The following is a 26,841-nucleotide window of genomic DNA, read 5'->3' as shown; positions in this document are numbered from 1 at the left end:
AGTTTTTTAGTTGCAATACTTATATAAGGACACATTCTAGTAAGAAGGAGAGTAAATATGATTCCATTAGTTGATTTAAAGAAGCAATATGCGACTATTCAGGACGATATAGTGGAAGCGATGCTAGAAGTATTAGATAGTGGACAATATATTTTAGGATCAAAGGTTACAGAATTGGAAAGTGCAATCGCAAAAAGACTCGGTGTGAAACATGCAATAGCAGTTGGAAACGGAACGGATGCACTTGTCCTGACGTTGGATGCTTATGGAATAGGAAGCGGAGATGAGGTTATTACAACTACTTTTTCTTTCTTCGCAACAGCTGAAGCTATCTCAAGGGTGGGCGCAACGCCAGTTTTTGTTGATATTGATCCGGTTTCGTTTAATATTGATCCGAATAAGATAATCGACAAAATTACCCCCCGAACAAAAGCAATTTTACCTGTACATCTTTTTGGACAGCCTGCAGATATGGATAAAATCCTAGAAATTGCAATGAATTATAATCTATTAGTGATCGAGGATGCATGCCAAGCATTTGGTGCAACTTTTATGCAACAAGAGGTTGGAAGTATTGGTGATGCGGCATGTTTTTCCTTTTTCCCAACGAAAAATCTAGGAACGATTGGTGATGGTGGCTTAATTACAACATATGACGACCGATTGGCAGAGTCAATTCGGAAATTACGTGCACATGGTAGTAGTAAAAAATACTATCATCAACAAATAGGCTACAATAGTAGACTAGATGAAATACATGCAGCATTCTTACTAATATGTTTAAAGGAAATTGATCAATGGAATGAACAAAGAGTTTCCATTGCCGATTATTATTTTTCTCATTTAAAAGATAGTAAAACTGTAGAACTACCAGTTGTATTGCCTAATCGTTCCCATGTGTTTCACTTATTTTGTTTAAAATCAGAAAAGAGACAACAAATAATGTCTGCTTTAAATCGGGCGGATATTCAAACAGGCATTTATTATCCACTATGTCTACATGCTCAGGAAGCATATAAAGGCTTAGGCTATTCAATGGGGGACTTTCCTGTAGCGGAAATGGCATCTAGCCAGCTGTTTGCAATCCCAATGCATCCTTATCTATCAAGGAAAGAACAGGACATGATTATTGAACATATAAGCAAAGCGAGTGAGCAGCTATGACGTTATCAATTGGGCTTATCGGATGTGGATATATCGCCAAAAAACATCTGGAAACTATAAGTCAATTTGATGAGGTCGAATTAATCGCTGTAAGTGATATTGATGGAAATAAAATGGATGAAGCAATTTTGCTATACAACCAATTAACAGGAATAAACCGGATAATAAAAAAGTTCAATAATTTTTATGATCTATTAGAAGATAAAAATATAGATATTGTAGTTATTGCAACAGTCTCTGGTCTGCATGCCAAAATAGCAAGTGAATCGTTAGTACACCATAAACATGTTATTTTAGAAAAGCCGTTTGCCCTTTCCGTAGCTGATGGTGAACGGCTTATCGAATTGGCCAAAGCAGAAAATAGGCGTATCCTCGTTTGCCATCAACTACGCTACCGTCCTATATTCAGAAAGCTTAAAGCGTTGTTAGAAAAAGATGCATTAGGGAGGATTCATCTTGGTGTTGCATCAATGCGTATTCACCGCTCCGAAAGCTATTTTAACAACTCCAATTGGAAGGGGACATGGAAGCACGATGGTGGAATGTTATTAAATCAAGGCATTCATTTAATAGACTTATTGATTTGGTTTATGGGGGATGTAAATACTGTATATGGTGATATTTCCAACAATATGGATATAAAGGATACGGAGGATATTGCCGCTGGAATCTTAACATTTCATAACCGAGCAAAAGGAATAATTGATGCGAATACAATTACAAAGCCGAACAATCTAGGCTATTATATATCACTCTTTGGAGAAAATGGAACATTTTCTATAGGGGGACCATCCTTTAATAAATTGGAGCGATGCTATTTTCCAAACTCATCTCATACCAATGAAATCTTATCATTAATGGAGGATCATAATGAGCATAAATATATGTATCAAAACTTTATTAACGTTTTAAACCAAAAGGAAACAATATTGTTAATGGACGAGAAGGACGCTTTTCGTTCTATAATGACGGTATTTGCAATTTATGAAGCTTCTAAGTGTAATAAAGTGGTTCATCTTCCATTAGAGTCTTTTTCTACAGAAGAGATGAACATGGAAAGGGTGAAGAAATGGGAGAAGAAATGATTCATGATACAGCATCATTTGGCAGTGATGTAAAGATGGGTAAATATGTAAAAATTGAAGAGAATGTAAGGATAGGAAATAATGTAACAATAGGTGATTTTGTTATTATTAAACAAGGTACTGAAATAGGAAATAATGTAATTATTGGTGATTTGACTATACTTGGTAAAGCCCCTGCTGCTAACAGCAACATGGCTAGACCGGTGGAAAAGTCTCTATCACCCCTTTCTATAGGGGAGCATGTAGTGATTGGATGCAATACGGTGCTTTATACAGGAACAATTATTCATAAAGGTGTTTTCATTGGTGACTTAGCTAGTATTAGAGAGAAAGTAATTATTGGAGAAGAAAGTATTATCGGAAGAAATGCTATTGTGGAGATGAATACAACGATTGGAAAACAAGTCACTATTCAAACTGGGTCATATATTACTGCTGATATGCTGATTGAAGATCACGTATTTATCGGCCCGTGCTGCTCCACATCGAATGATAAATATATGGGAGAAGGTAATTACCGGCATCAAGGTCCTATTATTAAGCAAGGTGCAAAGGTAGGAAATAACGCAACACTTCTTCCGGGAATCATAATTGGTAAACACGCAGTAGTTGGTGCAGGAGCCGTAGTTACGAAGAATGTACCTGATAATCAGGTAGTTGTTGGCAATCCGGCAAAACTATTAACTATAATCTGAATAAATAATGAAACCGCTCTAGGATAATCCTTGAGCGGTATTTTGGTAGATAAGAGAGTAAGGACTTCTTATCCTTTATACTATTGCGCTATAAAGTAAAACCTTCTAACTTCAAAGCAAAATTAATTATTCAAAACTAACAATAGAGAAAAGATGAGGTTTCAGTTCTATTTTATTCAAACTTTAGTTCAGAATGGACTGATACTATCTATAAATTCGCACATTTAGAGATGAGAGGGGGTAACTGCCTGAACAAGCAGTCAAAACTGGCATACTATAATTTTGAGTTTCAATACTAGAAGATTCTAGTGGAAACAATAAATTGTAAAGGAGGAAATAGGCTTGTCTATCAACAATTTAATTGTAAATGATAGCTTCGAAACTGGTGATTTTTCTGGTTGGCAGGTAGTAAATGCAGACATTACTAACTTATATGCCCATTCTGGTAATTATTCTGCAAGACTTGCCAATAGTTCGGTATCTGCCCAGTTATCACAAATTGTTCCAGCTGAAGCTGGTGAAGGTTATCAACTACTAGTTTCATTAGCCAAAAGTAATCTCCAGCCTAGCCCGATAATAAATCTTCAAGTACTTTTTTTAAATGCTACAAATAGTGTGATAGGTATTGGATTAGATGTAGATATTGAATTCGGTAGTATTCCTGTAGTAACTGACGATACATGGTTAGAAGTATATCAGACAACTAATATTGCTCCCGCTGGCACAACACAAGCGCAAGTAGTTATTACTAAACCTATCAGTGCCTTAACTGCACCATTTGTATATGTTGATGATGTAGCATTACTTGAAGCTGGTGATTCAGGTGCAACCGGAGCACCAGGCCCAACTGGAGCACCAGGACCGACTGGAGCACCCGGCCCAACCGGAGCACCAGGTCCAACCGGAGCAGCAGGTCCAACTGGAGCAGCTGGAGCAACCGGAGCACCAGGACCGACTGGAGCACCCGGCCCAACCGGAGCACCAGGTCCAACCGGAGCAGCAGGTCCAACTGGAGCAGCTGGAGCAACCGGAGCAGCAGGACCGACTGGAGCACCCGGCCCAACCGGAGCAGCAGGTCCAACCGGAGCAGCAGGTCCAACTGGAGCAGCTGGAGCAACCGGAGCACCCGGCCCAACTGGAGCAGAAGGACCGACTGGGGCACCCGGCCCAACCGGAGCAGCAGGTCCGACTGGAGCAACTGGTCCAACTGGAGCAGCAGGACCGACTGGAGCAACTGGTCCAACTGGAGCGCCAGGCCCAACTGGAGCAGCGGGTCCAACCGGAGCGCCAGGCCCAACTGGAGCAGCGGGTCCAACCGGAGCGCCAGGCCCAACTGGAGCAGCAGGTCCAACCGGAGCAGCAGGAGCAACCGGAGCGCCAGGCCCAACTGGAGCAGCAGGAGCAACCGGAGCGCCAGGCCCAACCGGAGCAACGGGAGCAACGGGAGCAACCGGAGCAGCAGGTCCAACTGGAGCAGCAGGAGCAACCGGAGCGCCAGGCCCAACTGGAGCAGCGGGTCCAACCGGAGCAGCAGGTCCAACCGGAGCAACGGGAGCAACCGGAGCAACGGGAGCACCAGGCCCAACTGGAGCAGCAGGAGCAACCGGAGCGCCAGGTCCAACTGGAGCAGCGGGTCCAACCGGAGCACCAGGTCCAACCGGAGCCTCAGTAACGGAAACATCAGCATTTGCTGCGAACACTTCTGGTGCTACAATTACAGTTGCTTTAGGCGGAACAGCAGTACCTCTACCAGATGCACAGAATTTGGATGGATTTACTGTAAACGGAGCTAGTACTGTATTTACAGTTCCTGAAGACGGTAGATATTATATTACCTATAATGTTAATTTAGCTGTTGGATTAATAATAGGTTCTCGACTAGTTATCAATGGAACTCCAAATTTAGCCTCTACAGTAAACCCAGTCCTATCCCTAACCCAGCTTAGCGGTGAAGTAATTGTTCCACTAACTGCCGGTAGTACCGTATCATTAGAACTTTTCGGATTTTTAGGTGGAGCTGTACTTCAAACTGGAGCAGGTGCTACTTTATCAATTGTAAGGTTAGATAATAACCTATAATAAAAATAGACCTGAGCGCTCTATGCGTTTAGGTCTATTTTTCTATATCATGAGGATCAAGATTATAGAATCTCCTATTAAACTTCATCTCATTTTGTGTAATGTAGGTTTTGATACAAGCAAGATTCATCTTTTTAAATACATTAGTATTAGGAAAGGCTACCCCCTTATAGAGCTATATGAAAGGAGTACAAATGATGATATCAATAAGTCTTTGTATGATTGTAAAGAATGAGGAAGAAGTGCTTGCAAGATGCCTTGATTCCGTAAAGGATATAGTTGACGAGATTAATATAGTGGATACTGGTTCAACTGACAATACAGTTGAAATTGCTAATAGGTATACAGATCGAGTTTTTTATTTTGAATGGATAGGTGACTTTGCTGCAGCAAGAAACGAATCATTTAAGTATGCAACAAAGGACTATATCTTATATTTAGATGCTGATGATGTTTTATTAGAAGAAGACCGGAAAAAGTTAAAAGAGCTTAAAGAAACGTTGGATATATCGGTGGATTCCGTTTCCATGTACTACAATGCCGGAATGGATGAGTATGGAAATATTACGTTACAATATCGAAGGAATCGATTAGTAAAACGAAGCAGAAACTTCAAGTGGAAGGGGGATTGCCACCAGTACCTTGAAGTATATGGGAATATTATCAACTCGGATATAGCTGTTACACATAAAAAAATCCGTCATTCTGTGGGGCGAAATTTGTCCATTTATCAAAAAAAACTAGAAAGAGGAGATGTATTTTCCGCTAGAGATTATTTTTATTATGGTAATGAATTGCGAGAAAATGGTTTCTATCGTGAGGCTATAGAGAACTATGAGAAGAATATACAATTAAAAGAGGGATGGGTAGAGGATAAGGTATATGCATGTATTAATAAGGCTGATTGTTATCGGATGATTGGGGAGAAGGAGAAAGAGTTATTTTCCTTATTAGAGTCTATAAAGTTTGCGAAAACTCCTCGCCCAGAGATATGTAGCCGAATGGGATATTATTTTCAGCGAGAGCAAGACTATCAATCTGCGATCTTTTGGTATAAATTAGCTACAGAAATAGAAATTGATTTTAACAAATGGAGTTTTTCTTATCCTGCCTATGCTACTTGGTATCCTCATTTACAATTATGTGTTTGCTATTATAATCTTCAGGATTTCGAAAATGCCTATTACCATAATGAAAAGGCAAGGGAGTTCCGTCCAAATGATGAAAGAATCCTATTTAATAAGAGTATTATTGAACCTAAGGTAAATTTAGATGTAGCCCATGGGATAAAACAATAAAATATAAAATAAAATCCTTAAAAGGCTATTAAACCAATCCTCTGGTTTAGTAGCTTTTTAATAAAAAAAGCGTTATAGCTTCAATAAGAGAAACTATAACGCAATGGTTAGTTCTAATTATTCATGATCATTGTGTTTATGTGCGCCTATAACTCCTGGAAATACAACTGGGCATTGAGGAGGTATTGATGGTGTAGGACATTGTTCGACTAAAACATCACGTGGCTGGCAGAAATCTGCATTTAGTTCAATTGTCACATCTGCAACGGATTGGACGCTTTGGCAAACATTTAAGAATAGATCAACACTTTCTAGAACTCCTGCGACACAGTTTACAGTAACACTACAATCTACATCAGTCAGTCGAACTACAAGTCGTGTTCCTTCAGGTGCACATAGATATACAGATTCTGGAATATCTACAACAATTTCGTCAGAAGTAATAACAAATGGAGTTGTACCATTAAGCCCACTAAATTCGATTACTACGTTTAATGTTTTTACAAATGATACTCGCTGTAGAGTTACTAGTGCCCCATTAACAACATATTGTCTATTTTCTCTTTCTCCTACTTCAACAACTGGAATTTCTGCATTTGGAGGAAGTGGATTACCAGTTGCTGGATCTACTAGATAGCAAGTGGCAGTTAAATTACTTACTGCCGGACCACATGGATCTAAAGGCAGTGCGCCTATTGCAGCAGCTAGTACTGTTTGATTTAAGTCCTCTTGTAGGATAACCCAGTCATATACTTTTTCTGCATTTATGCATAGAAGCTCTTGAGCTCCCTGTAATGGTTGTTCCTGCATTATCTCTCTCCCTTTCAATAAATTATTTATCAGTAACAAGTTATGTGTTACATCAGTGTTTTGCACTGTACAAAAGACTATTTTCTAGTGTTTTTAACCAAAATGTACCTTTACCTATTTAAGATTCATAGGCTAAGTAGATTAGAAATATGTCACATCTTTCAGTCATGTTCATAAAATATATTAAACTAGTGTGCTTTGAGGTGGGGATGATGTCGAACCTGTTCCCGGGAGAGGATGTTGAAAAATTACTGGATCAACTTCAGAAATATAGAAGAATAATACGAAACTATCAAGAAAATGATTTAAGCCTAGATTATTCACGTTTGAAATTAGAAGTGAAGGAACTACGGGCAAAATTAGCGGACAGTAAACAAAAAATAGTACAAATGGAAAAAAAACAGAAAGATAACCTATTTGATTACTATAAAGTATTGGAAGAACGTAGGAGATTACAACAGGAAGTTGAGAAGCTTCGGAACGAAATTCATTTTAACCATTCAAGGAGCAGTCAAAATGAGAAGAATTATTTTTCCTTAACGGAGAAGGACTTAGAAAAAGTAGCCGTAATATTACAGGAATCATTATTAAATCTGATTGATGCTAAAGTATACAAACTTGAAGAAGGGAATCTAACTATAGAAAAGAAACAAGGGGTTAAGAGTGAAATTGTTTTTCCTAATAGAAAGGAGTCTCATGAAAAAATGGAGAGAGAAGAGAACAACCTTGAGGTAAACACATCGAGCATTATAAAAAGTGATAAAGATACCAATAGTAATGTGCAAATTGGAAATGAAAGTGGTAGACGAGCGGAAACTAATAATGAAAAGAATAATCTATCAAGTACCAGTATAGGGAAATCTAGTGAAAAAACAGGTCATCGTACATTTTCAATACATCAACCGGAATCCCAACATGTTCCCCCAACTTTAATAACGATACAAAACCAAATAACTGAAATAAAGAAGCTACTAGAAGAAAGAAAGCCAAAAGAAACACCATTTCCAAGACAACAGCGTCCGCATAATCCTTTATTGCGAGGAAACTCGCATAAAACAAGCAATCCTACACGCTCCAAAGAGTTTACATTTAGGGATTTACAGGGAGCTACGAATGTATCACAAATTATTGAAGTTGGTGCAAAGAAAGATATAAATCTCTTTAAAAATCAGCAGATACCACAGGCTAAAGAAGGGAGGAAGCCTGTTTATATTAGAAATACTAGAAATAAAAATGCCACCTATCAAGGCTCCTTAGAACATAAGGATATGGATATCAATGGGAAAATGATTCAAGATTCTAAAATGGATACTATTATTGGTAATAAAAAATTTGAATTAAAGGGAAATAGCAATGCTGAAGCTAGTCAGGATAAAATATCTAATGTTGAAAAAAATTATGAAACTAACCAGGTTGAAACATCTAATGTTGTAAACAATCAAGAAACTATTAATTCTGTGCTTGCTACAGAAGATACAACTAAAAAGAGTGAGGAAAGAACCATACACAAGGAGCAAAAGTTTATTGAACTAAAAGGTGAAAATAAGGATAAAAGAGATGGCGAAACTATTTCGGTACATTCTATGACAGAGGAAGAAAACCACGAAAACCAAAAGACATCACAGAAGCGATCACTATGGCAGAAAATCACTCGGTTATTTCGAAAAAATTAAGGGAGCTATTCAAGGATGAGTAGCCCCTTTGTAACAGATTTTGTTTATAATAATTGCATAATCCCTTCGAACTTTTCACGATGATAGGCAATTGCCTTGTCAAGCTCCCTATTGATAATTTCAAAGCTTTGATTTGGGCTTCTATCATTATCAGAGCTTTTATTTGATATAGCATTTACTTTATAGTCGACAAGCATAGTAAGGATGAGGAATTCCAATTCACTATAGTCTTGATTATTTTCCTTCGCATGAACCAATTCCTTATAGAGTACTTTTTGTAATAGTTGCCATAGGTATTCGTGATTTACCATTGCCTTCACGTCCTTTTTAACTTTTTGTACTTACATTAATCATATTTAATGCACTTATCCCTTCATTTTCCATGTTCGTAAATATGAACCCTTGAACGGTGCATGAATAAAAGCCATCATTTCGCCACTTAATTTGAAGATTAGAAAAAGAGATCGTTTCCATGGGGAGAAGTTGCTTTTCTTCTATTAGCTGAAACCAATGTTCATTGTCACTCACTTCCTCATTTGTCTGGAACTGACGCCAATAACTAGCCGGTGAATTATTATTATTAAAATTACTAACATAAAACTTACCAGAAAATTTATAAGCATCCGTCGCATCAACTTTTATACATAAATATAATTCTTCCACTGTACGATTGGAAAGGTTTTTAATTTGAAAGTCACCGATTATTATATTTTCACCTAAGTCATCATTTGATGTATTAACTGTATATGTAAAGTATCCAAGTAATGAGCTATCTTGTGGTATTTTGTTTTGCCCCATAAAAAATTGATTAATCGCTGTGATATATGTTTCTGTTTGCTTATTTAGTAATGATATTTTTTCTTGAATTTCCTTAAGACTCAATGGTTCTTCAACTCCTTTCCTTCATTTCGCTTCTTTATACTTATGCAAATAATTATGGATTTATTAATGAATAGCAAGCTAGGTAAATGATTAATCAAATGGGATAGCTGCATAAATCAGTAATTATTCATAAAAGGAGTAATTAAAATGAAAGGTGAAAGAGTGGTTCGAATACCAAAGGAGCTATTGCAAATGGTAATAACCAGATGTCATCAAGTATTGCCTTATGAATGTTGTGGACTATTAAGTGGAAAGTCGATGAAAGAAGTACTCACTAATTGGGAACTAAAAAACGAGTCAACAACAAGGAGCCAATTTTTAGTTAGCCAGTCGAATGTACGAGAAACACTTCGAAAAATAGAGGAAAAAGAAGAAAAAGTATTAATGATTTATCATTCTCACCCCACGGCACCACCATTTCCCTCAAGACAGGATATACTACATCATCCAGACGTAAATGTGCTAATGTTCATCATCTCATTTTTAAATGGAAGAATAGATTATAAGTGCTTTGAGGTATCGGGAAATGGCTTTTCGGAGGTAATATTAGAGGTTTTTTAATCCATAATAGATGTTGACGGTTATACTCATAAAAATAAAAGCCCTTCTAGTAGAAAGGCTTTTATTAGTAAGACTAATCATCTCCAATGTTATGACTATCTAATGAGGCAATTGCTCCATTTTTATCATTTTTTTTAAATCCCTTGTCAGGTTTGCCTGCATTTTCAATATCTCCAGATGTCTTGTATCCAGCAAATTCTGTGTTACCAGTTGTACCGTAAATTTCCATACCGCCTAATTGAACATTTAGCTTTTCAGGTGTCTTATCCTGTTTTTTACTCATTTCATGCACCTCCTGATAGTATTCTGACCGTTAGCAGGTGAAATATTCTCGTCGTTTTATATTATTAACGAATACTCATCGATCTTAATGCATCACGAAGTCCATCATCTAAAAAACAATTACTAGGGGCCAAACATTGAATCTGAAATATACTTAAAATAGTCAAATGGGATGGATGAAATGATTTTCACTTTCCGACTGTAACCCACCAAAGATGTGGATTATTGTACATGGTGAGTGGTAGCGGCTCGACCCCTTGTAGTCGATTATTATATGCCCATACGCTATTTTGTGCATAAAGCAATAATACCGGTAGGTCCTCGGAGAAGAGTTCTTGCCAATCTTTATAAACTTTTTTTCGATAATCTTGTTCGTATGCCTCTGGTGCTTTCACTGCCTTTTTTAATAATTCATCTGACTTTGGATTGTTCCAACGAGAGAAGTTGTAGGTAGCTGTAGCACCCCACATTTCCGTAGGATCAGGGTCCACACTTCCTAGATTCCAGCCAAGCAGATATAAATCCAATTCATTTTTGTCATTGGATAGGTCTTCCATGAATGCTGCCATTTTTTGGGGCCGCAGATGTACATTAATCCCAATATCTCCAAGCATTTTCTTAATTAGGGATGCGGATTTTTCATGTAATTCGTTTCCGATAGGATAATTAAAGTTCAATACCCACTCATTGTCATCTGGGTCTTCACGGAATCCATCATCATTGTTGTCCAAATAGCCCAATTCATCTAGAATTGTCGAGGCTTTTTTGGGGTTAAATGCATAATTTTTGGTCGCATTTTCGTCATAAGCCCAGAATGGTTTAGCAATAGGGGCGTTTATTATCGCACCATGATTATAAAGTACCTCTTCAAGGATAGCTTCACGATTAATAGCGAAGGCTATCGCTTGTCGCACTTTAGTGCTCGATAGTTTTTTATTTGATTTCCAATTATCTGGATCAAATATTCCTAATTCAATATCTTCTTTTGTACGGTAATTGTGCTTAAAACCAAGTAGCTGATAACTGAAGCTTGGCTGTTCAATGATAGTAATATTTTCTAATTCATGGACATTATTAATAGATTCTAATGGAATACCATCTGGATTAGCGATAAAATCAATTTCGCCATTTTCTAATTGGTCAACTATCACGGAAGGAGGAACAACTCGCCAAATTATTTTGTTTAGATAAGGTGTACCTTGCCAATAATCTTTATGCCCTTCAAGTACATATTGCTCGTTCTCAACCATTTCTGTAAGTCTAAATGGTCCAGTCCCAATTACTTTACCAGCTTCAAGGGATTCTGGTGCTTTAGGCATTTCCGCCACTGGAATGTCCTCAAATATATGTTTTGGTATGATAGGTGCACTCGCAAAATGAATTGGATTAATCGTTGGCTTGCTAAATTTAAATATTACGGTATAGTCATCCTTTGCTACTACACCTTCAAATTTTTGAGTTTCCCCATTACTAAAGGGTATATAGTCTAAGAGAGGTTCGGCATACGAGGTGAGTATTCCACCCGCCTGAATATAATCAGGATGTGAAATCGATTCATAAGTAAAAACGACATCGTTTGCTGTAAATTTCTCGCCATCATGCCACTTTACACCTTTCTTTAAGAACAGCGTTAATTCGGTATGCGCTTCATTAATCTCCCATTTTTCTGCTAATTTAGGAACAAACTCAAGATGTTCATTCCGACTTACTAGACTTTCATGTGTAAATGCTAAGATATTTTCTTCATTTGCTTCCTCGTAAAATAATGGATTAAACATTCCTGTTGGAGAAGTATACATTCCTCCTACTAATGTACCGCCTGCTTTAGGTTTTTTTTGCGTTCTCTCACTTTTTTCTTTCGTATCTTGTTTCAATTGTTTTTGTACATTCATATCCATTTCTGCTTCCCTTATATTACTCGTACAGGCAACTAAAGCAGCTAGAATAAAAATAAGAAGGGTTATAAAAGTTAAACGAAAAATCGTTTTTTTATTCATTTAGATTCCCCTTTTAAAAAAAGTATTATTGTTCAATAGGAACATTAAATAGCTTCAAAATGTTTCCGATGGTCGTAATATTCTATGACAGGCAGTTTAGGATTATTAGTAATTGGTAGTATTTAATAGTTAAGTTGTATACTAGTGGCATATTGTTGGTAAGTGGAAAGTGCGAATATAACAAAATTCCTATTGTGCTCTTCGCTAACTCTTTTGATTTAGTTTAAAAAACAATCCATACAATACAAAAGGAATTAAAGTTACAAAGAGTGCTTTAGCATGATATCATATGACTATAATAGTCCGTTTAATAGTTAAAATAAGGTATTTCAGAAGTATAAGGCAAGTAAAGGGAAATATCATGGCTGTTTCTCTTTGATAGGTTTTGTATGGGAACTATAGAAAAGAGTACCATTCTATCTAAGAGCTTTGGTGGATTAAGACCAGTTAGACATATGTGTGCATTTAGACATGATAAATAGATTGTTAAGTTATCGTGAAAGAAATTGGAAAATAATTATGGGATACTATAGGAAAATGGGGTGTTAGCATGGATCTTTCTACTTATATAAAATTAGATGCAGTAGAAATGGCAGCATTACTGAAGAAAAAAGAGGTAACACCAAAGGAGCTTGTATCATTAAGCTTTGAACAATTAGAAAAGGTTAATCCAACTTTAAATGCTGTAATTCATGATAGGAAAGATAAGACTTTACAAGAAGTAGAGAATATTAAAGTGGAGGATGGCCCTTTTTCAGGGGTCCCCTTTTTACTGAAAAATATCTCACAATCATTGAATGGCGAGCCACTAACTTCTGGTTCGAGATTACTCCGTTCTAATTTTGCCAAACGAAATTCTAATTATGTTAATAAGCTTAAGCAATCTGGATTCCTTTTTCTAGGACATACGAATACTCCAGAATTCGGGCTAAAGAATATATCAGAGCCTGTATTATACGGACCATCTAGGAATCCATGGAATACAGCATATTCACCTGGTGGCTCAAGTGGTGGTAGTGCTGCAGCTATTGCAGCAGGTGTTGTACCAATGGCAGGAGCTAGTGATGGTGGTGGCTCCATTCGAATTCCTGCTTCATTTTCAGGACTATTTGGCTTAAAGCCTACACGTGGACGTACACCTGTTGGACCAGGAGCTGGCAGGCAGTGGCAAGGTGCATCGATTGATTTTGCTTTATCTAGGACGGTTCGTGATAGTGCTGCCCTTCTTGACTTGGTACAGGTTGTACAGCCAGAGGCAGCCTTCCAAACGCCACTTTTCCCTGGAAGTTTTCAAGAAGAAATGAAAAAGCCTTTTGGAAAATCATTACGCATCGCTTATACGACGAAATCACCTGTTGGAACACCTGTCTCTGAGGATGCAAAGCGAGCTGTAATGCAAGTAGTATCTTGGCTAGAACAAGAGGGACATCATGTAGAGGAAAAAGAGAACGATGTGGATGGTATTGAGCTAATGCGTCAGTACTACATGATGAATAGTGGTGAGATTGCTGCGATGGTAACGGAGTTAGAAGCAGCATTTGGTCGAACGTTAACTGCGGATGATATGGAAATAGAGTCATGGTTATTGAACGTAGCTGGAAAATCAGTAACGGCAGCGGAGTTTTCGGCTAGTTTGGCTGCTTGGGATACAGCGGCAGCACAAATGGCAGAATTACATCGTACGTATGATTTTTACATTACTCCAGCAACTGCATATACAGCACCAAAGGTTGGAGAGCTTACGCATTCCGAAGCAAAGCAAGCAGAACTGCGTGAACAAGTGGAGCGCCTAGATAAATATGGTCAACAAGAGCTAATTTATGAAATGTTCCTACCGAGTTTAACCTATACACCATATACCCAGCTTGCAAACCTTACTGGGCAACCAGCGGTTTCTCTCCCTGTTTATCTATCAGAAGAAGGCCTTCCACTAGGTGTGCAAGTGATGGCATCAAAGGGTGAAGAACATCGCTTACTCCAATTAGCCTATCAGCTTGAACAAACAGAGCTTTGGATAGGAATGAAAGGTAATCCCTATTTTAAAGAAGTTGAACATATACTTTAATGCGGCGAAAAAGGGCAACCCCTCAGGTTGTCCTTTTTTGGTAATTCACGTCATTTTGGAATGAGATGGAGGATGAAATGATGTATAGAGAGGTTGAAAACATCATTTTGGAATGAGATGGAGGATGAAATGATGTATAGAGGGGTTGTAAGCGTCATTTTGGACCTGGAGAGGGTGCTGAAATGAAGCGTAGAGCAGTAGTAAGCGTCATTTTGGAATGAGTTAGAGGATGAAATGATGTACAGGGAGGTTGTAAACGTCATTTCAGAATGAGAAGAAGGATGAAATGAATCATAGAGCCGTGATATGCATCATTTCGAACATGAAAAAGACACCAAATGAAGCATGGATCAATAATAAGCATCACTTTGCAATATGAATGAGTCTGAAATGAATGGTAGAAAGAAATTAAAGGAGTAAATAGTGAATTATTAACTAATCAGGTAAAAATAGTAATTATAGCTAGTCTCCATTACATCCTTATATCATTCTCTTTACGTTCTCTTATTCCTGTTTAAAACTGTGAAGAACTGTGAATATAAATAGCATGAGTTAAGCAAAAATCAATAGCTTATTAGGTATACAAACACATTTTTCTGAAAATAATATATTTTAAGTAACCTTTTACTAACTAGCAGATTTTTAGTATAGTTAAGGGGTACGGGAATATAAGCAGAGGGGCGTTAGTAGATGCAGGAAACAATGGTATACAATGCGAAAATCGAGAAAGTCATCGAGAATATAAATAAAGTAATGATTGGTAAAGAAGATGTAGCTGTATTAAGCTTAGTAGCATTACTTGCGGAAGGGCATGTTTTACTTGAAGATGTGCCTGGTGTAGGGAAAACGATGCTTGTTCGAACTTTAGCAAAATCACTGGATTGTGATTTTAAACGTATTCAATTTACTCCAGATTTATTACCGTCAGATGTAACGGGTATTTCTATATATAACCCTAAGGAGATGGAATTTGAGTTTCGTGGGGGTCCAATCCTAGGGAACATTGTTTTAGCGGATGAAATAAATAGAACCTCGCCGAAGACACAATCTGCATTATTAGAGGGCATGGAGGAAAAGAGTGTTACAGTTGATGGGAAAACAATTCCACTTCAAAGACCATTTTTCGTCATGGCCACTCAAAACCCTATTGAATATGAAGGTACTTATCCGTTACCGGAGGCTCAGCTAGACCGTTTCTTATTAAAGCTAACAATGGGCTACCCTTCATTACGGGAAGAGCTAGAGATGTTAGAAAGAACCTCAAAACAGCACCCAATTGAAACGATTTCTCCTGTTATGACTAAAGAAGAATTGGTATCCATACAGGAGGAAGTTCGAAATGTATATATAGAGTCAAATGTTCAGCAATATATTATTAATCTTGTTAGAGAAACACGTAACTATAACGCTATTTTTCTAGGAGTTAGTCCACGTGGTTCGATTGCGCTAATGAAAGCTGCAAAAGCATATGCCTTCATCAAGGGGAGGGATTTTGTACTACCTGACGATGTGAAATACTTGGCACCGTATGTGTTAACACACCGCATCATCTTAACCTCGGAAGCAAAGTATGATGGAAATACTGCAAAGCAAATCGTGGAGACAATTGTAAAGCAGACATTTGTACCAATTCGAAAGGAATTTTAGAGGATGCGAAGAACGTTTCGTTTTGTACGTAATGTGATTTTCGTCCTACTATTATTTGCTTTACTTTTTGCCTATGCAATGTTTCAAGGAGGATTCACGAGCTGGTTTTTATTTTATGGCTTTCTCCCGATTTTTCTATATTTAATTGGATTTGCCTTTTATCCCATATCTAAGTGGAAGGTTGAGCGCAAAAGTTCGAAGCATGTGGTCGCAACCGGGGATCAAATAACCTTAACTATTCAAATAAGACGGAGATTTCCTTTTCCAATCTACTATTGTGTTGTGGAAGAGGTATTCCCGGACACTTTAAATCGAGTAGATACAAGACATACGAAATATCAATATTTGGAGCATCCCAATAAATTATATAAAGGTAGACAGATTAAAAAGCTTATTTTTCCGTGGTTTAAGAGAAAAATAGACATTACTTATAATTTAAGCCAGCTCCCACGTGGTAATCATGTATTACCAGCTGTAAGGGTTCGAACTGGAGATATATTTGGACTAATTAAAAAAGAGCATGTCTATCCGGCTACAACAGAGTTGATGGTTTATCCGATAGAGCGTCCAGTTCATCTTGTCGAGAAAATGAACAGCTATGAGCAGGGCTCTATCTCTTCCTTTGCGATGCATTTAAAAAATACGAATGTAGCCTCAGGGGTAAGAGAATATAAACCTGGAGATAAATTCTCTTGGATAGATTGGAAACAAACAGCTAAGAAAAGTAATGTGATGACCAAGGAATTTGAACAAGAAAAAAGTACAGACACGCTTATTATTTTAGATAGCTGTTATTATGATGGAATGAATCTATTAGCCTATGAAGCTACTGTCGAAATGAGTATTTCCTTAATGGATACCATTCGGAAGCAGGCATCACAGGTAGGGTTCCTTTCTATTGGTACGGACACGGTTCTTTTTCCAGTAAAACATGACCCAATGAAAATGGAATGGATTCGTAAGCACTTAACACAAATTCAACCAGGTACTACAAAGCCCTTCGCCTCTAAGCTGAAGGAGGAAATGACAAAAATAACGAGTAGCATTTATGTCGTGATTGTTACTACTCATTTAGATGAACAATTAATCGAAACATTACAGCATGTGCGATTACGAGATAAAAAGGCTATGATCATATTTATTCAAGCGGAAAAAAGGATTACAACATTGGAGCATCAGCTGATTCAAAGGCTTCGTAATGATGGTGTTGGTGTTTGTGTGCTAACAGAGAAGGAATTAGTGATGGATCCGGTTGAGGTGATTACATGGTGAATCGATTAAGACAATCTAATATTCCTTTCGTGTATTCCTTCATTTTATATATTGCTGGACTCTTGTTATTCCTAGAGTGGCTTTATCCTGTTGAACAAGTTACAGACACCAAGTTTATTGGTATTTTTATCATGTATACATTTTTCTGCTTTTTTATTTCATTACTTCAGGTCAAGTGGTGGCTGTCGTTTATTTTAAAGGGGTTTGGAATTCTATTTGTTTTGAATGGGATTTTTTCAGATTATCCTATCTGGAATATGCGCTGGTTACATGAGTTATTCACTGACCTTACTTACAATATACAGACACTAATAGCTAGAGAATGGTTTGATTTATCCAATATGTTTCGAACCTTATTGTTCTTAATCATTATTTGGTTAATGAGTTATTTAATTCATTATTGGTTTATTCAAGTTAAACGCGTGATGATATTTAGTGTGCTAACTTTTATTTATATTGCGTTACTAGATACCTTTACTGTGTATCATGCTAATTGGGCAATTGCACGTACCTTTGTCATTGCCTTCCTTGCTTTAGGTATTGCCAATATAGTCAGAGAGATACAACGAGAAAATATGACTACTAGTAGTTTTCGATTTCGTTCACTCTGGATACTTCCACTAGTCATGATTGTTTTATTTTCAACCGTGGTTGGGTATGCAGCGCCGAAGCTTGAACCGCAATGGAATGATCCTGTTGAATTCATAAAAAGCGCGAAGGAAAGCTTTGGTAACGCTGGAGGTTATACGGTTCAAAAGGTTGGCTATGGCGAGGATGATTCCAGATTAGGTGGTTCTTTTGTTCAAGACTACACGCAAGTTTTTCAAGCATATGTGAAAAAAGAAAGCTATTTTCGAATTGAATCAAAGGATGTATATACAGGTAAGGGCTGGGTTAATTCCAGCTCTGATAAATATATAGAACAGCCAGAGTGGAATATTACCTTTGAGACTTTTGCTTCCACTGTAGAGACCGAGCCATATGAAATGTCTTTAAAGTTCGATGAAGGAGGAAAAATTCCAAAGCTCATATATCCGTATGGAGCTACCCATGTGAATCTTAAAAACCAAGAAGTAGGTCTTTGGTTAAACGAAGAATCTGGTGAAATGAAAACAGAAATAGATGGGAAGGATGTAGTAGTAAGAGATTATTCTATCCGATATAATTATCCATCCTATCCAATTGACCGCATGCGAAAGAGCCAAGCACCGACAGACACTACGTTATTAGAGAGATACACGAATTTACCTAACACCGTACCGGAGCGTGTCTATGATTTAGCAGAGGAAATTACTGCAAGATATGATAATCAATACGACAAGGTACGTGCAGTGGAACGTTATTTTAGTGCGAATGGATTTGTCTATCAGACTAGTGATGTTGCCGTTCCATCAGATGAACAAGATTATGTTGATCAATTTCTTTTTGAAACAAAGGTAGGATATTGTGATAACTTTTCTTCTTCTATGGTGGTATTACTGCGTTCATTAGATATTCCTGCTAGATGGGTAAAGGGTTTTACTAGTGGTGAAAAGCTTGAAGATAATATTGATGGTGAGGGTACCGATCTGTATGAAATTACGAATGCTAATGCACACTCATGGGTAGAGGTTTACTTTGAAGGTGTTGGTTGGGTGCCATTTGAACCAACACAAGGCTTCCGTGTTCCAAATGATTATGATGTAAGCTTGAATAATCAGCATGATGATGCATTAGAAGCACCAGAAATAAATCAACCAGAAAGGCCAGAGCCTCCTAAGGAAACTCAGGACGCATTCAGCCCTAGTAAGAGTGAAGATGGTTTTAACTTTGATTTTACATGGATACATGGTGTAATCATTGTAGTATTGTTGCTATTACTTGCTGGATTCCTTTTTTGGAAAAGATTTGAATTAGAAACCATTTACCTTCACAGAAAAATAATCAAGAAACAGGATGCAGCCTCTTATCAGGATGCGTATCTCTTTACTCTAAAGCTATTAAAAAACAAAGGATTTAACAAAGGTCCAGATCAGACGTTACGGGAGTTCGCTACTAAAATTGACAACTGGTATGGGTCAGATGAAATGGGACAATTAACGACAACCTATGAAAAGCTAATCTACCAAAATAGTAATGGCAAGGTCGGAACAGAAGAACTGTCAAACTTATGGAAAAATTTAATAAAACGGATACTGGGTTGACCATATTTCTTAGTACTAGTAAAATAAGTTTATCTTAATATTGTTTTACGCCATTCGTATATCCTCGATAATATGGTTCGAAAGTTTCTACCGGGGCACCGTAAATGCCCTGACTATGAAGGCGGAATGTCTAGGTGAAATCTAGATTTCTGCCTTTTTTGTATAATGCTGGATTGCATTGTATAGATTAAGGAGAAATCTAGGTTTTTTTTATTCGCACTTATATAAAAGTAAGGAGAATGGAAATGAATAATGAAATGATTCTAGTTCTAGATTTTGGAAGTCAATATAATCAATTGATTACAAGAAGGATACGTGAGTTCGGTGTTTATAGTGAGCTTCATTCTCATAAGATTACGATAGAAAGAATTAAGGAATTAAATCCAAAAGGGATTATTTTATCTGGTGGTCCTCATAGTGTATATGATGAGAATAGCTTTCGTCCGGATGAGCGGATATTTGAATTAGGAATTCCTGTGTTAGGAATATGCTATGGAATGCAGGTAATGGCACAGCATTTTGGTGGTAAAGTAGAAAGATCTAAAAACCGTGAATATGGAAAAGCCACTATCAGCCTACAAAATAATCGAATTCTTTTCCATGAAACTCCAGAACAACAAACCGTTTGGATGAGTCATGGTGATAAGGTTGTAGAGACTCCACCGTCATTTTCAGTTGATGCAACTAGTCCTTCCACACCTATTGCTGCAATGAGCAATAAGGAGAACAATATGTACGGGGTTCAATTCCACCCTGAGGTTCGCCACTCTGAGTTCGGTAATCAACTACTTCGTAACTTTGTGTTTGATGTTTGCGAAGCTTCTGGTGATTGGACAATTGAAAACTTTATCGAGATGGAAATTGCTGCAATAAAAGAAAGAGTCGGTGATCGTAACGTACTGTGTGCACTAAGTGGCGGTGTGGACTCTTCCGTTGTAGCAGCACTAATTCATAGAGCAATTGGGGATCAGTTAACTTGTATATTTGTTGATCATGGATTATTGCGTAAGAACGAAGCGGACGATGTTATGAAGATATTTGCGGATGATTTTCACATGAAGGTGATTAAAGTCGATGCAAAAGATCGATTCCTATCAAAATTACAAGGTGTCGATGACCCAGAGAAAAAGCGCAAAATTATTGGAAATGAATTTATTTATGTATTTGACGATGAAGCGGCAAAGCTTACGGATATAGATTTCCTTGCACAGGGAACACTGTACACGGATATTATTGAAAGTGGAACAGAGACTGCACAAACGATTAAATCACACCACAATGTAGGTGGTCTTCCTGAGGATATGCAGTTTGAGTTAATTGAGCCATTAAAAACCTTATTCAAGGACGAGGTTCGAGAGCTTGGAACACAGCTAGGATTACCAGACCGTATTGTTTGGCGCCAACCATTCCCAGGACCTGGTTTAGCAATTCGTGTCTTAGGAGAGGTAACAGAAGAGAAGCTTGAAATTGTTCGAGAATCGGATGCGATTTTACGAGAAGAAATAGCTAATGCAGGGCTTGATCGTGATATTTGGCAGTACTTTACCGTGCTACCGAATATTCGTAGTGTTGGTGTAATGGGAGATACTCGGACATATGATTATACTATAGGTATTCGTGCTGTTACATCTATTGATGGCATGACATCAGATTGGGCACGTATTCCGTTTGATGTTTTAGAGAAGGTCTCCACACGTATTGTGAATGAGGTTGAGCATATTAACAGAGTCGTGTATGACATTACAAGTAAGCCACCTGCAACGATTGAGTGGGAATAAGGAACTAACCTAATTTAGATTGTAATAGCCTATTTTACAGGGTTTATAAATATATTATCTATGTGAAATAGGCTTTTACTAAAATGGTTCCCCACCAATAACACCACCAAAAATGGATGTTTTTTTATAAAATATGCTTTAAATATAGAATTCCCTAAAACTTTGTAAATAAATAACCAGCTTTTCGGAAGATAAAAGTTGGTTGTTTTTTGGTTTATATTTCAGTCGGTCTATTGACTGATAAGGGATTTGTTAGATAAAATAAGTTGAGGTGAATATAGGTGAGAATAAAAATAAAACTAAGCCGTTCAACAGTGTTAGCTTTTCAAGAGTATAAAAGACTTACTTATGGCGACCCTAATATTACTGTAACAAATGGTTATGTATTGGGTTCAGCGTTTAAATCTATACAACCTGATTTGCCATCTATTAAATGGGAAAAGGTTAACGCAAGTCCTATTCCTAATGTTACTGATAATAATGATAAGTCTATTGTTGGAGTCGATACTACATTAAATATTGATAAGAGCGTTTTAGATGGGATTGACGAGTTACAAAGAAAGTTTCTTGCAGTTTTCGGTACTAAGAGGGTTTACAGAGCGTTTGTAGTTAAATTAGTAATATACGCAGCAATATTAAAACAGAATAATATGCTTGATTAAAATTAATATAAAAAGACTTAATTCATTTAGAAATTTTGTCTTTTTTTTTAAAATGTAAGGGCGGTCACTTGACCGTTGCGATTATGTACTGTAGAATGGGAATATAAATAGGGCGCTCACTAGAGAGCCTTTAAATAGGAGGTGAAAATGATGGACAAAAGAGAAAAGTCTTTACGATTGAAAAAGAAAAGGTTAGAAAAAGCTGATTCTGTATTAAATCAAGTTTCTAATTTATCAACAGCTCGCTATTTATATACAAATGAAGAATTAGATTCTATGATTTCAGCTATTGAATCAAAAAGTTCCTATGTTGTTGAATGTCTCAAACGTCGTAAAGAATTAAATAATCAATCAATAGTTCATTGATTGTTGACGAAATCGGTAGAACAAATAGAGAGTAGCTTAAAATAGTTACTCTCTGGTACAAAATTTGGAGGGAAAATGAAAAACAAAATCAAAGTTGTAAACAAATTTATTTTTGAAACTGTTATAACCTTTTTGCCTTTTACCATTTCTTATTTGTTACTAGGAAATTATTTATCGAGGGTTTCTAACTATCCTAAAGGCTATGAGAACGATCCAAATTTTCTTTACGAAGTTATTATATATTTCCGAAACTTAAATGATGAGGGCGCATTTACTGGTTTACAAATGCTAGCTTCTGAGACTCCTTGGTATTGGTATGAAGACCTTTATATATTACCAAATGACTTAGGATTACATCAGATTGATATATTAGAAGTATTTTGGATAGGATTAATATTGTCTTTCTTGCTAATTATAATTGGTAGAATGTTGGCTTTGGCAGTAATGAGGGTGATAGCAAAACGAGTAAAAATAAAAAGTGTAATTGAGTAGAATTGATAAGGCGAATAATAGATGAATGGAAAGATGTATTATGAGAAACAGAATCAAAGTGGTAAAGCTCTTATTTGAGATAGTTATCACTCTTATACCATTTACCATTACTTATTTATTACTAGGTAATTGGTTATCGGGGGTTAACGATTTCGGAAGAGCTTATGAAGAACCTTGGAACCCCAACATTCATTATGGTTGGATAGAGTTTGACACTTTTGGAGAAGGATTTGCTAATTATAGTTTTGACGTTGTGCAAGTTTTTTGGATAGTGCTTGTATTAGCGATTTTTTTAATATTACTTGGCAAGTTAATTCATGTAGGACTTGTAAAGTTAATAGAGAATCGAGTAAAGCTAAAAAAATAGGATTTGAAGGGGGGAGCAATCCATGATGTTGAGTATATTAAATAAGTTTTTAAGAGTAACACGGAAAAAAGGTGATGAATGGAAAGATGTAGTTTTTCCTCAAAAAAAGAATACCTTTTTAATCAAATGCCTTGGGTTGCTAGTTATCTTTATTTCTTTGTCAATTTTCTGGGATAAGGTGGGAAATGCCATTCCTCGAATAAATTTTTTGGGAGGTTTAATCAACTTACTCCTAATAGGTCTTTTAATCGTATTTTGGTTAGGTACAACTTATTTAAGTATCAAGGGATATTTAGCCTTGTTTAAAAGAAATAAGTCATGGATTGCTAATAATCTAGCTTACATGATAGGTTCTCTAAAACTATATGATGAAGAATACTTTGAAACTACTAATAAAGACAAAGTGGTAAGAGAAAAGCGAATTACAAGAGTTATACGGATTAAATACAAAGAGACAGATAAGCATGTATTTGTAAGAATAATGCGTGATGGTGACCGTTTTACAAGTGAAGCAACTAAATTAGGGGAAAATTTGGAATCCAGTTTAGGGTTAGAGCTAGACTCTACCAATCAGACTGTACATTATGCTGAATATGTATTTTTAAAGCATAAAGATGAACGTATAGCTTTAGATTCTACAGTAACTAGCGTAAATGATTCAGATGAAATCAAAATCACTGGGAATATATCTTATGAGCTTCATAAGGTTCCGCATTCATTAATAGTCGGTGGAACTGGTTCAGGTAAATCCTTCTTTATTTTAGGAAAGATAGTTTCATATCTGAAATTATCTCCACAGGCTGATTTACGAATCATTGACCCTAAAAAAGCAGATTTGAGCTTACTTCGATTTGTTACAGGGTTTGAAAATAAGGTTGCAACTGAAGCTAATCAAATATGCCGAATACTACGAGAAACTGTCGAATTGATGGAGCAAAGATATACAGACTATTTTAATGACGTATCCGCCTTTGGAAAAACATATAGAGATTTTGGATTACCTCCAGTAATCATAATCTTTGACGAGTTCTCTGCCTTTATGCATTCGGTAGATAAGAAAGTAGCTAAGGAAGCTCTAGATTATGTATTTACGCTTGTAATGAAAGGAAGACAGGCGGGGGTAATGATTGAAATACTTATGCAACGACCATCAGCAGATGACCTACCAACAAATATTAGGGCACAAATGGGATTCAAAGCTGGCTTAGGCGCTATGGACTCGATTGGATATAATATGATTTTTGATACGAATAATGTTGAATATAAGACGGTTATAGAAAAAGGTGGCGGTTATATTCAAATCGATGGCAAACACACAGCCCCTGTCTATTTTGAAACTCCTTATATAGACAAGGAGTTTGATTTCATAGCGGAAATAGAAAACTTAATGCAAGGAAGGTAAACATGAAAGTAATTGTGAACAAGGTAAGGTGTAAAAAATGTAACAGTATTATCGAATCAAAATATACCCATGATTTTCAACGGTGCGAATGTGGTGCTATTGCTATTGATGGAGGTAGAGAATATCAAAGGTTACTTTGGCCCTCTGGGAAGGAAATGGAGGATTATATTGACTTTAGTTACTCTATTTACGGAGAAAGTGGCAAATAGAACGTTCTGAGAATGTAGCAGTATTAAAATGTTTCAGCCACAACTCACAACTAACCGTCATTTTTTGCGAAGGTTTGAGGCGGTGGCGGAGCCATCCGAATGGAATGTCCGAAAACGTTTGTGAAAAATGATGGCTTCATGTTGAGCGTTCTTTGCTCAACATGAGGAACTATAAAAAAGCGTAGCACCCGTTGAGTAACACGGGTGAATCTCCCTCAACGAAAATCGTGGAAAACGTTGGGGCTCTAAGCGTGAAGGACTGACGAAAATCCCGAGACTGGGGATTAGTATAATACAAAATTTCTGTTGAAAAAGGAGCTAATAAACATGGCAAAATTAATTATGAAATCTTCAAAACTAATCTCTTTAAATGATTCAGAGAATATCGATTTAGGTGAGTTACATTTTGATATTTCACAATTCAAAGTTCCGTCAGCTATGGTGGTTCAGAAAGATGATTTTACATCTAGAGTGGCAAGAGAGAGAAATGCAAATGGTGAGCTTGTAGAAACTGGTAAGTATAGTATTGCTTTCAAAGTCTATGATAGACATTTTATTGAATTGGTTTTGGGAAATGGTAGTACAGAAATTGGTTCTCCTATCACTGTGGTAGTTGAAAATCAAGATAGTTTACCTATCTTTGATAGTTTTGAAGATGGAGAATTCATTCCTATTACCTTTAAAGGGCTTCATGTGAAACCGAGAAAGGTTCAAAAGAAATCCTTTGTAGGACAAGGAAAGCCTATGGTAGATACATGGCAGTATTCTGAAATAAAAATCGAGGCTGAAAGTTATAATATTGGGGAAGTAAATGAGCCGAAAGCTAAGTAATCAGTGTTTAATTGATTACTTGCGATTTTCAATTCCAAATAGCGATTTTACGATAGTTGCTAATGAAATATTAGGAATCCCTATCTCCGAATTTTCTTCGGAGGTTAAGGGGTCACCTTACCCCACTTATGATGATTCTATAAGTTTTGCAAATATTAAACTTCATTCATCTAAAAATCATAGCAGTATTCTCGTAGATTTGTCTGGGCAAGCATGTCGACAATATGAAGAATATATGTCTAGGGTAGATGGGTGGCACTGGCATGGATTCATTTCATTTATTTTAGATATGCAAGGTAAAATAACAAGAATTGACCTAGCTTTAGATATTTTTGATGATTCAACCCCAAGTGTTAAGGTGTTACAAGACTATATAAAACGAGGGCAGTTGAGTACAAAAAGCCATAAATTCATTGAAATTAATAGTGGTAGAATTCTTGATGGAAAATTGACAGGATTTTCTTTGTATATTGGCTCATCTCCTCAAATATTGAGAATTTATGATAAGAAACAGGAAAGAAAAGATAATACTGATGAGGTTGTAAATATTGAAAAATGGGTAAGGTGGGAACTTGAGTTGACTGACGGGAAGGCTATGCAAGTAGGCTTTCATATAAAAGGTGGAAAGCCTCTAAGTGTTATAGTAAAAGGAATTTTGTCAGCTCACTATTGTTTCAAAACTCAGCCTAAAAAAGCTAGTGATTTTCATAATAAAAATAGATTGCCAACTATGAAATGGTGGCAAAAATTTATAGATGGTATTGAAACGATACCTTTAAAAGTAACTCGTGACAAGATTACTTTAAAGAAAAAGAAAGGGTGGATTGAAAAATCTACCGTAAAATCAATCAGTATGGTTTATGAGTCATTTGCTAGAGTATATGGAGAAGAATATGCCGAGCTTTACTTGAAAGAGTTAATACTTATGGGAAAGGAAAAAATAACAGATTCCGATCGGACATTAATTGAACAACGCATATTTGAACTTATCAGCGAAGATGAATATTAAAGAAAAACAGTCACTACTTATAGGAGTTGATA

General features: G+C 36.7%; 25 protein-coding genes and 1 riboswitch. Of the genes, 20 read left to right on the top strand and 5 right to left on the bottom strand.

All coding sequences use genetic code 11. The features are described from left to right. Positions 1 to 57: 57 nt before the first annotated feature. From KI338_RS13535 to KI338_RS13515, 5 genes are all read left to right on the top strand, one after another. Entirely contained in the window at positions 58 to 1,164 is a 1,107-nt protein-coding gene (locus tag KI338_RS13535; protein ID WP_212921534.1) for a DegT/DnrJ/EryC1/StrS family aminotransferase, read from the top strand. After that, positions 1,161 to 2,249: a Gfo/Idh/MocA family protein gene (locus KI338_RS13530; RefSeq protein WP_212921533.1), complete on the top strand. Its 1,089-nt coding sequence runs from the start codon at positions 1,161 to 1,163 to the stop codon at positions 2,247 to 2,249. Before KI338_RS13535 ends, KI338_RS13530 begins: the two co-directional genes overlap by 4 nt. Continuing rightward, positions 2,246 to 2,944 (top strand): N-acetyltransferase, encoded by a 699-nt coding sequence (locus KI338_RS13525; RefSeq protein WP_212921600.1) that lies wholly within the window; start codon positions 2,246 to 2,248, stop codon positions 2,942 to 2,944. The genes KI338_RS13530 and KI338_RS13525 overlap by 4 nt, the downstream gene beginning before the upstream one ends. Positions 2,945 to 3,286: 342 nt before the next feature. Beyond that, complete coding sequence (locus tag KI338_RS13520) at positions 3,287 to 5,023, top strand: NTTRR-F1 domain (RefSeq protein WP_212921532.1); 1,737 nt, start codon at positions 3,287 to 3,289, stop codon at positions 5,021 to 5,023. Between the two features lie 197 nt (positions 5,024 to 5,220). After that, the gene (locus KI338_RS13515) at positions 5,221 to 6,321 is read left to right on the top strand and encodes a glycosyltransferase (RefSeq protein ID WP_212921599.1); all 1,101 of its coding nucleotides are present in this window, start codon (positions 5,221 to 5,223) and stop codon (positions 6,319 to 6,321) included. Between the two features lie 117 nt (positions 6,322 to 6,438). Here the strand turns inward: KI338_RS13515 and KI338_RS13510 are convergent, their stop codons facing one another. Next, the gene (locus KI338_RS13510) at positions 6,439 to 7,131 is read right to left on the bottom strand and encodes a BMQ_0737 family morphogenetic spore coat protein (RefSeq protein WP_212921531.1); all 693 of its coding nucleotides are present in this window, start codon (positions 7,129 to 7,131) and stop codon (positions 6,439 to 6,441) included. A gap of 209 nt (positions 7,132 to 7,340) precedes the next feature. Between KI338_RS13510 and KI338_RS13505 the strand changes: the two genes are divergently transcribed. Continuing rightward, a complete protein-coding gene (locus KI338_RS13505) occupies positions 7,341 to 8,804 on the top strand; it encodes a hypothetical protein (protein WP_212921530.1) in 1,464 nt (487 codons plus the stop codon). A 44-nt stretch (positions 8,805 to 8,848) separates the two neighbouring features. On the opposite strand, the gene KI338_RS13500 is transcribed toward KI338_RS13505, so the two are convergent. Together KI338_RS13500 and KI338_RS13495 are read right to left on the bottom strand one after the other, a co-directional pair. Then, complete coding sequence (locus KI338_RS13500; protein ID WP_212921529.1) at positions 8,849 to 9,115, bottom strand: hypothetical protein; 267 nt, start codon at positions 9,113 to 9,115, stop codon at positions 8,849 to 8,851. Positions 9,116 to 9,131: 16 nt separating this feature from the next. Next, positions 9,132 to 9,686: a hypothetical protein gene (locus KI338_RS13495; protein WP_212921528.1), complete on the bottom strand. Its 555-nt coding sequence runs from the start codon at positions 9,684 to 9,686 to the stop codon at positions 9,132 to 9,134. A gap of 147 nt (positions 9,687 to 9,833) precedes the next feature. Here KI338_RS13495 and KI338_RS13490 point away from each other — a divergent pair, with 147 nt between their 5' ends. Continuing rightward, positions 9,834 to 10,247: a M67 family metallopeptidase gene (locus KI338_RS13490; RefSeq protein ID WP_212921527.1), complete on the top strand. Its 414-nt coding sequence runs from the start codon at positions 9,834 to 9,836 to the stop codon at positions 10,245 to 10,247. Positions 10,248 to 10,320: 73 nt separating this feature from the next. Here KI338_RS13490 and KI338_RS13485 read toward each other — a convergent pair whose 3' ends face one another. Together KI338_RS13485 and KI338_RS13480 are read right to left on the bottom strand one after the other, a co-directional pair. Then, the gene (locus tag KI338_RS13485; protein WP_212921526.1) at positions 10,321 to 10,530 is read right to left on the bottom strand and encodes a hypothetical protein; all 210 of its coding nucleotides are present in this window, start codon (positions 10,528 to 10,530) and stop codon (positions 10,321 to 10,323) included. Positions 10,531 to 10,717: 187 nt separating this feature from the next. Beyond that, positions 10,718 to 12,526: an ABC transporter substrate-binding protein gene (locus KI338_RS13480; RefSeq protein ID WP_212921525.1), complete on the bottom strand. Its 1,809-nt coding sequence runs from the start codon at positions 12,524 to 12,526 to the stop codon at positions 10,718 to 10,720. A gap of 550 nt (positions 12,527 to 13,076) precedes the next feature. Here KI338_RS13480 and KI338_RS13475 point away from each other — a divergent pair. From KI338_RS13475 to KI338_RS13415, 13 genes are all read left to right on the top strand, one after another. After that, positions 13,077 to 14,591, top strand: coding sequence for an amidase (locus tag KI338_RS13475; RefSeq protein ID WP_212921524.1), 1,515 nt, complete (start codon positions 13,077 to 13,079; stop codon positions 14,589 to 14,591). Between the two features lie 690 nt (positions 14,592 to 15,281). Further along, positions 15,282 to 16,238 (top strand): AAA family ATPase, encoded by a 957-nt coding sequence (locus KI338_RS13470; protein WP_212921523.1) that lies wholly within the window; start codon positions 15,282 to 15,284, stop codon positions 16,236 to 16,238. Positions 16,239 to 16,241: 3 nt separating this feature from the next. Then, positions 16,242 to 17,510, top strand: coding sequence for a DUF58 domain-containing protein (locus KI338_RS13465; RefSeq protein WP_212921522.1), 1,269 nt, complete (start codon positions 16,242 to 16,244; stop codon positions 17,508 to 17,510). Beyond that, complete coding sequence (locus KI338_RS13460) at positions 17,504 to 19,693, top strand: DUF4129 domain-containing transglutaminase family protein (protein WP_212921521.1); 2,190 nt, start codon at positions 17,504 to 17,506, stop codon at positions 19,691 to 19,693. The genes KI338_RS13465 and KI338_RS13460 overlap by 7 nt, the downstream gene beginning before the upstream one ends. 34 nt (positions 19,694 to 19,727) lie before the next feature. Beyond that, positions 19,728 to 19,829: riboswitch (purine riboswitch) on the top strand. A 103-nt stretch (positions 19,830 to 19,932) separates the two neighbouring features. After that, positions 19,933 to 21,471, top strand: coding sequence for a glutamine-hydrolyzing GMP synthase (gene guaA / locus KI338_RS13455; protein ID WP_212921520.1), 1,539 nt, complete (start codon positions 19,933 to 19,935; stop codon positions 21,469 to 21,471). 281 nt (positions 21,472 to 21,752) lie between these two features. Continuing rightward, positions 21,753 to 22,133: a hypothetical protein gene (locus KI338_RS13450; protein WP_212921519.1), complete on the top strand. Its 381-nt coding sequence runs from the start codon at positions 21,753 to 21,755 to the stop codon at positions 22,131 to 22,133. A gap of 147 nt (positions 22,134 to 22,280) precedes the next feature. After that, positions 22,281 to 22,499: a hypothetical protein gene (locus tag KI338_RS13445; RefSeq protein WP_212921518.1), complete on the top strand. Its 219-nt coding sequence runs from the start codon at positions 22,281 to 22,283 to the stop codon at positions 22,497 to 22,499. Between the two features lie 75 nt (positions 22,500 to 22,574). Next, the gene (locus tag KI338_RS13440; protein WP_212921517.1) at positions 22,575 to 22,991 is read left to right on the top strand and encodes a hypothetical protein; all 417 of its coding nucleotides are present in this window, start codon (positions 22,575 to 22,577) and stop codon (positions 22,989 to 22,991) included. A 40-nt stretch (positions 22,992 to 23,031) separates the two neighbouring features. Next, a complete protein-coding gene (locus KI338_RS13435; RefSeq protein ID WP_212921516.1) occupies positions 23,032 to 23,358 on the top strand; it encodes a hypothetical protein in 327 nt (108 codons plus the stop codon). Between the two features lie 22 nt (positions 23,359 to 23,380). Further along, positions 23,381 to 24,760 carry an FtsK/SpoIIIE domain-containing protein gene (locus KI338_RS13430; RefSeq protein WP_212921515.1) on the top strand — a complete coding sequence of 460 codons (1,380 nt, stop codon included), beginning with the start codon at positions 23,381 to 23,383 and terminating at the stop codon, positions 24,758 to 24,760. Positions 24,761 to 24,762: 2 nt separating this feature from the next. Next, positions 24,763 to 24,969: a DUF7695 domain-containing protein gene (locus KI338_RS13425; protein ID WP_212921514.1), complete on the top strand. Its 207-nt coding sequence runs from the start codon at positions 24,763 to 24,765 to the stop codon at positions 24,967 to 24,969. A gap of 327 nt (positions 24,970 to 25,296) precedes the next feature. Then, the gene (locus tag KI338_RS13420; RefSeq protein WP_212921513.1) at positions 25,297 to 25,800 is read left to right on the top strand and encodes a peptidase; all 504 of its coding nucleotides are present in this window, start codon (positions 25,297 to 25,299) and stop codon (positions 25,798 to 25,800) included. Continuing rightward, the gene (locus KI338_RS13415; RefSeq protein ID WP_212921512.1) at positions 25,781 to 26,809 is read left to right on the top strand and encodes a replication initiation factor domain-containing protein; all 1,029 of its coding nucleotides are present in this window, start codon (positions 25,781 to 25,783) and stop codon (positions 26,807 to 26,809) included. Before KI338_RS13420 ends, KI338_RS13415 begins: the two co-directional genes overlap by 20 nt. The last annotated feature ends 32 nt before the right edge of the window (positions 26,810 to 26,841 follow it).

Source organism: Ornithinibacillus bavariensis, from assembly GCF_018333235.1.
Taxonomy (GTDB): domain Bacteria; phylum Bacillota; class Bacilli; order Bacillales; family Amphibacillaceae; genus Ornithinibacillus; species Ornithinibacillus bavariensis.
This window is presented reverse-complemented; position numbering and strand designations above follow the sequence as displayed.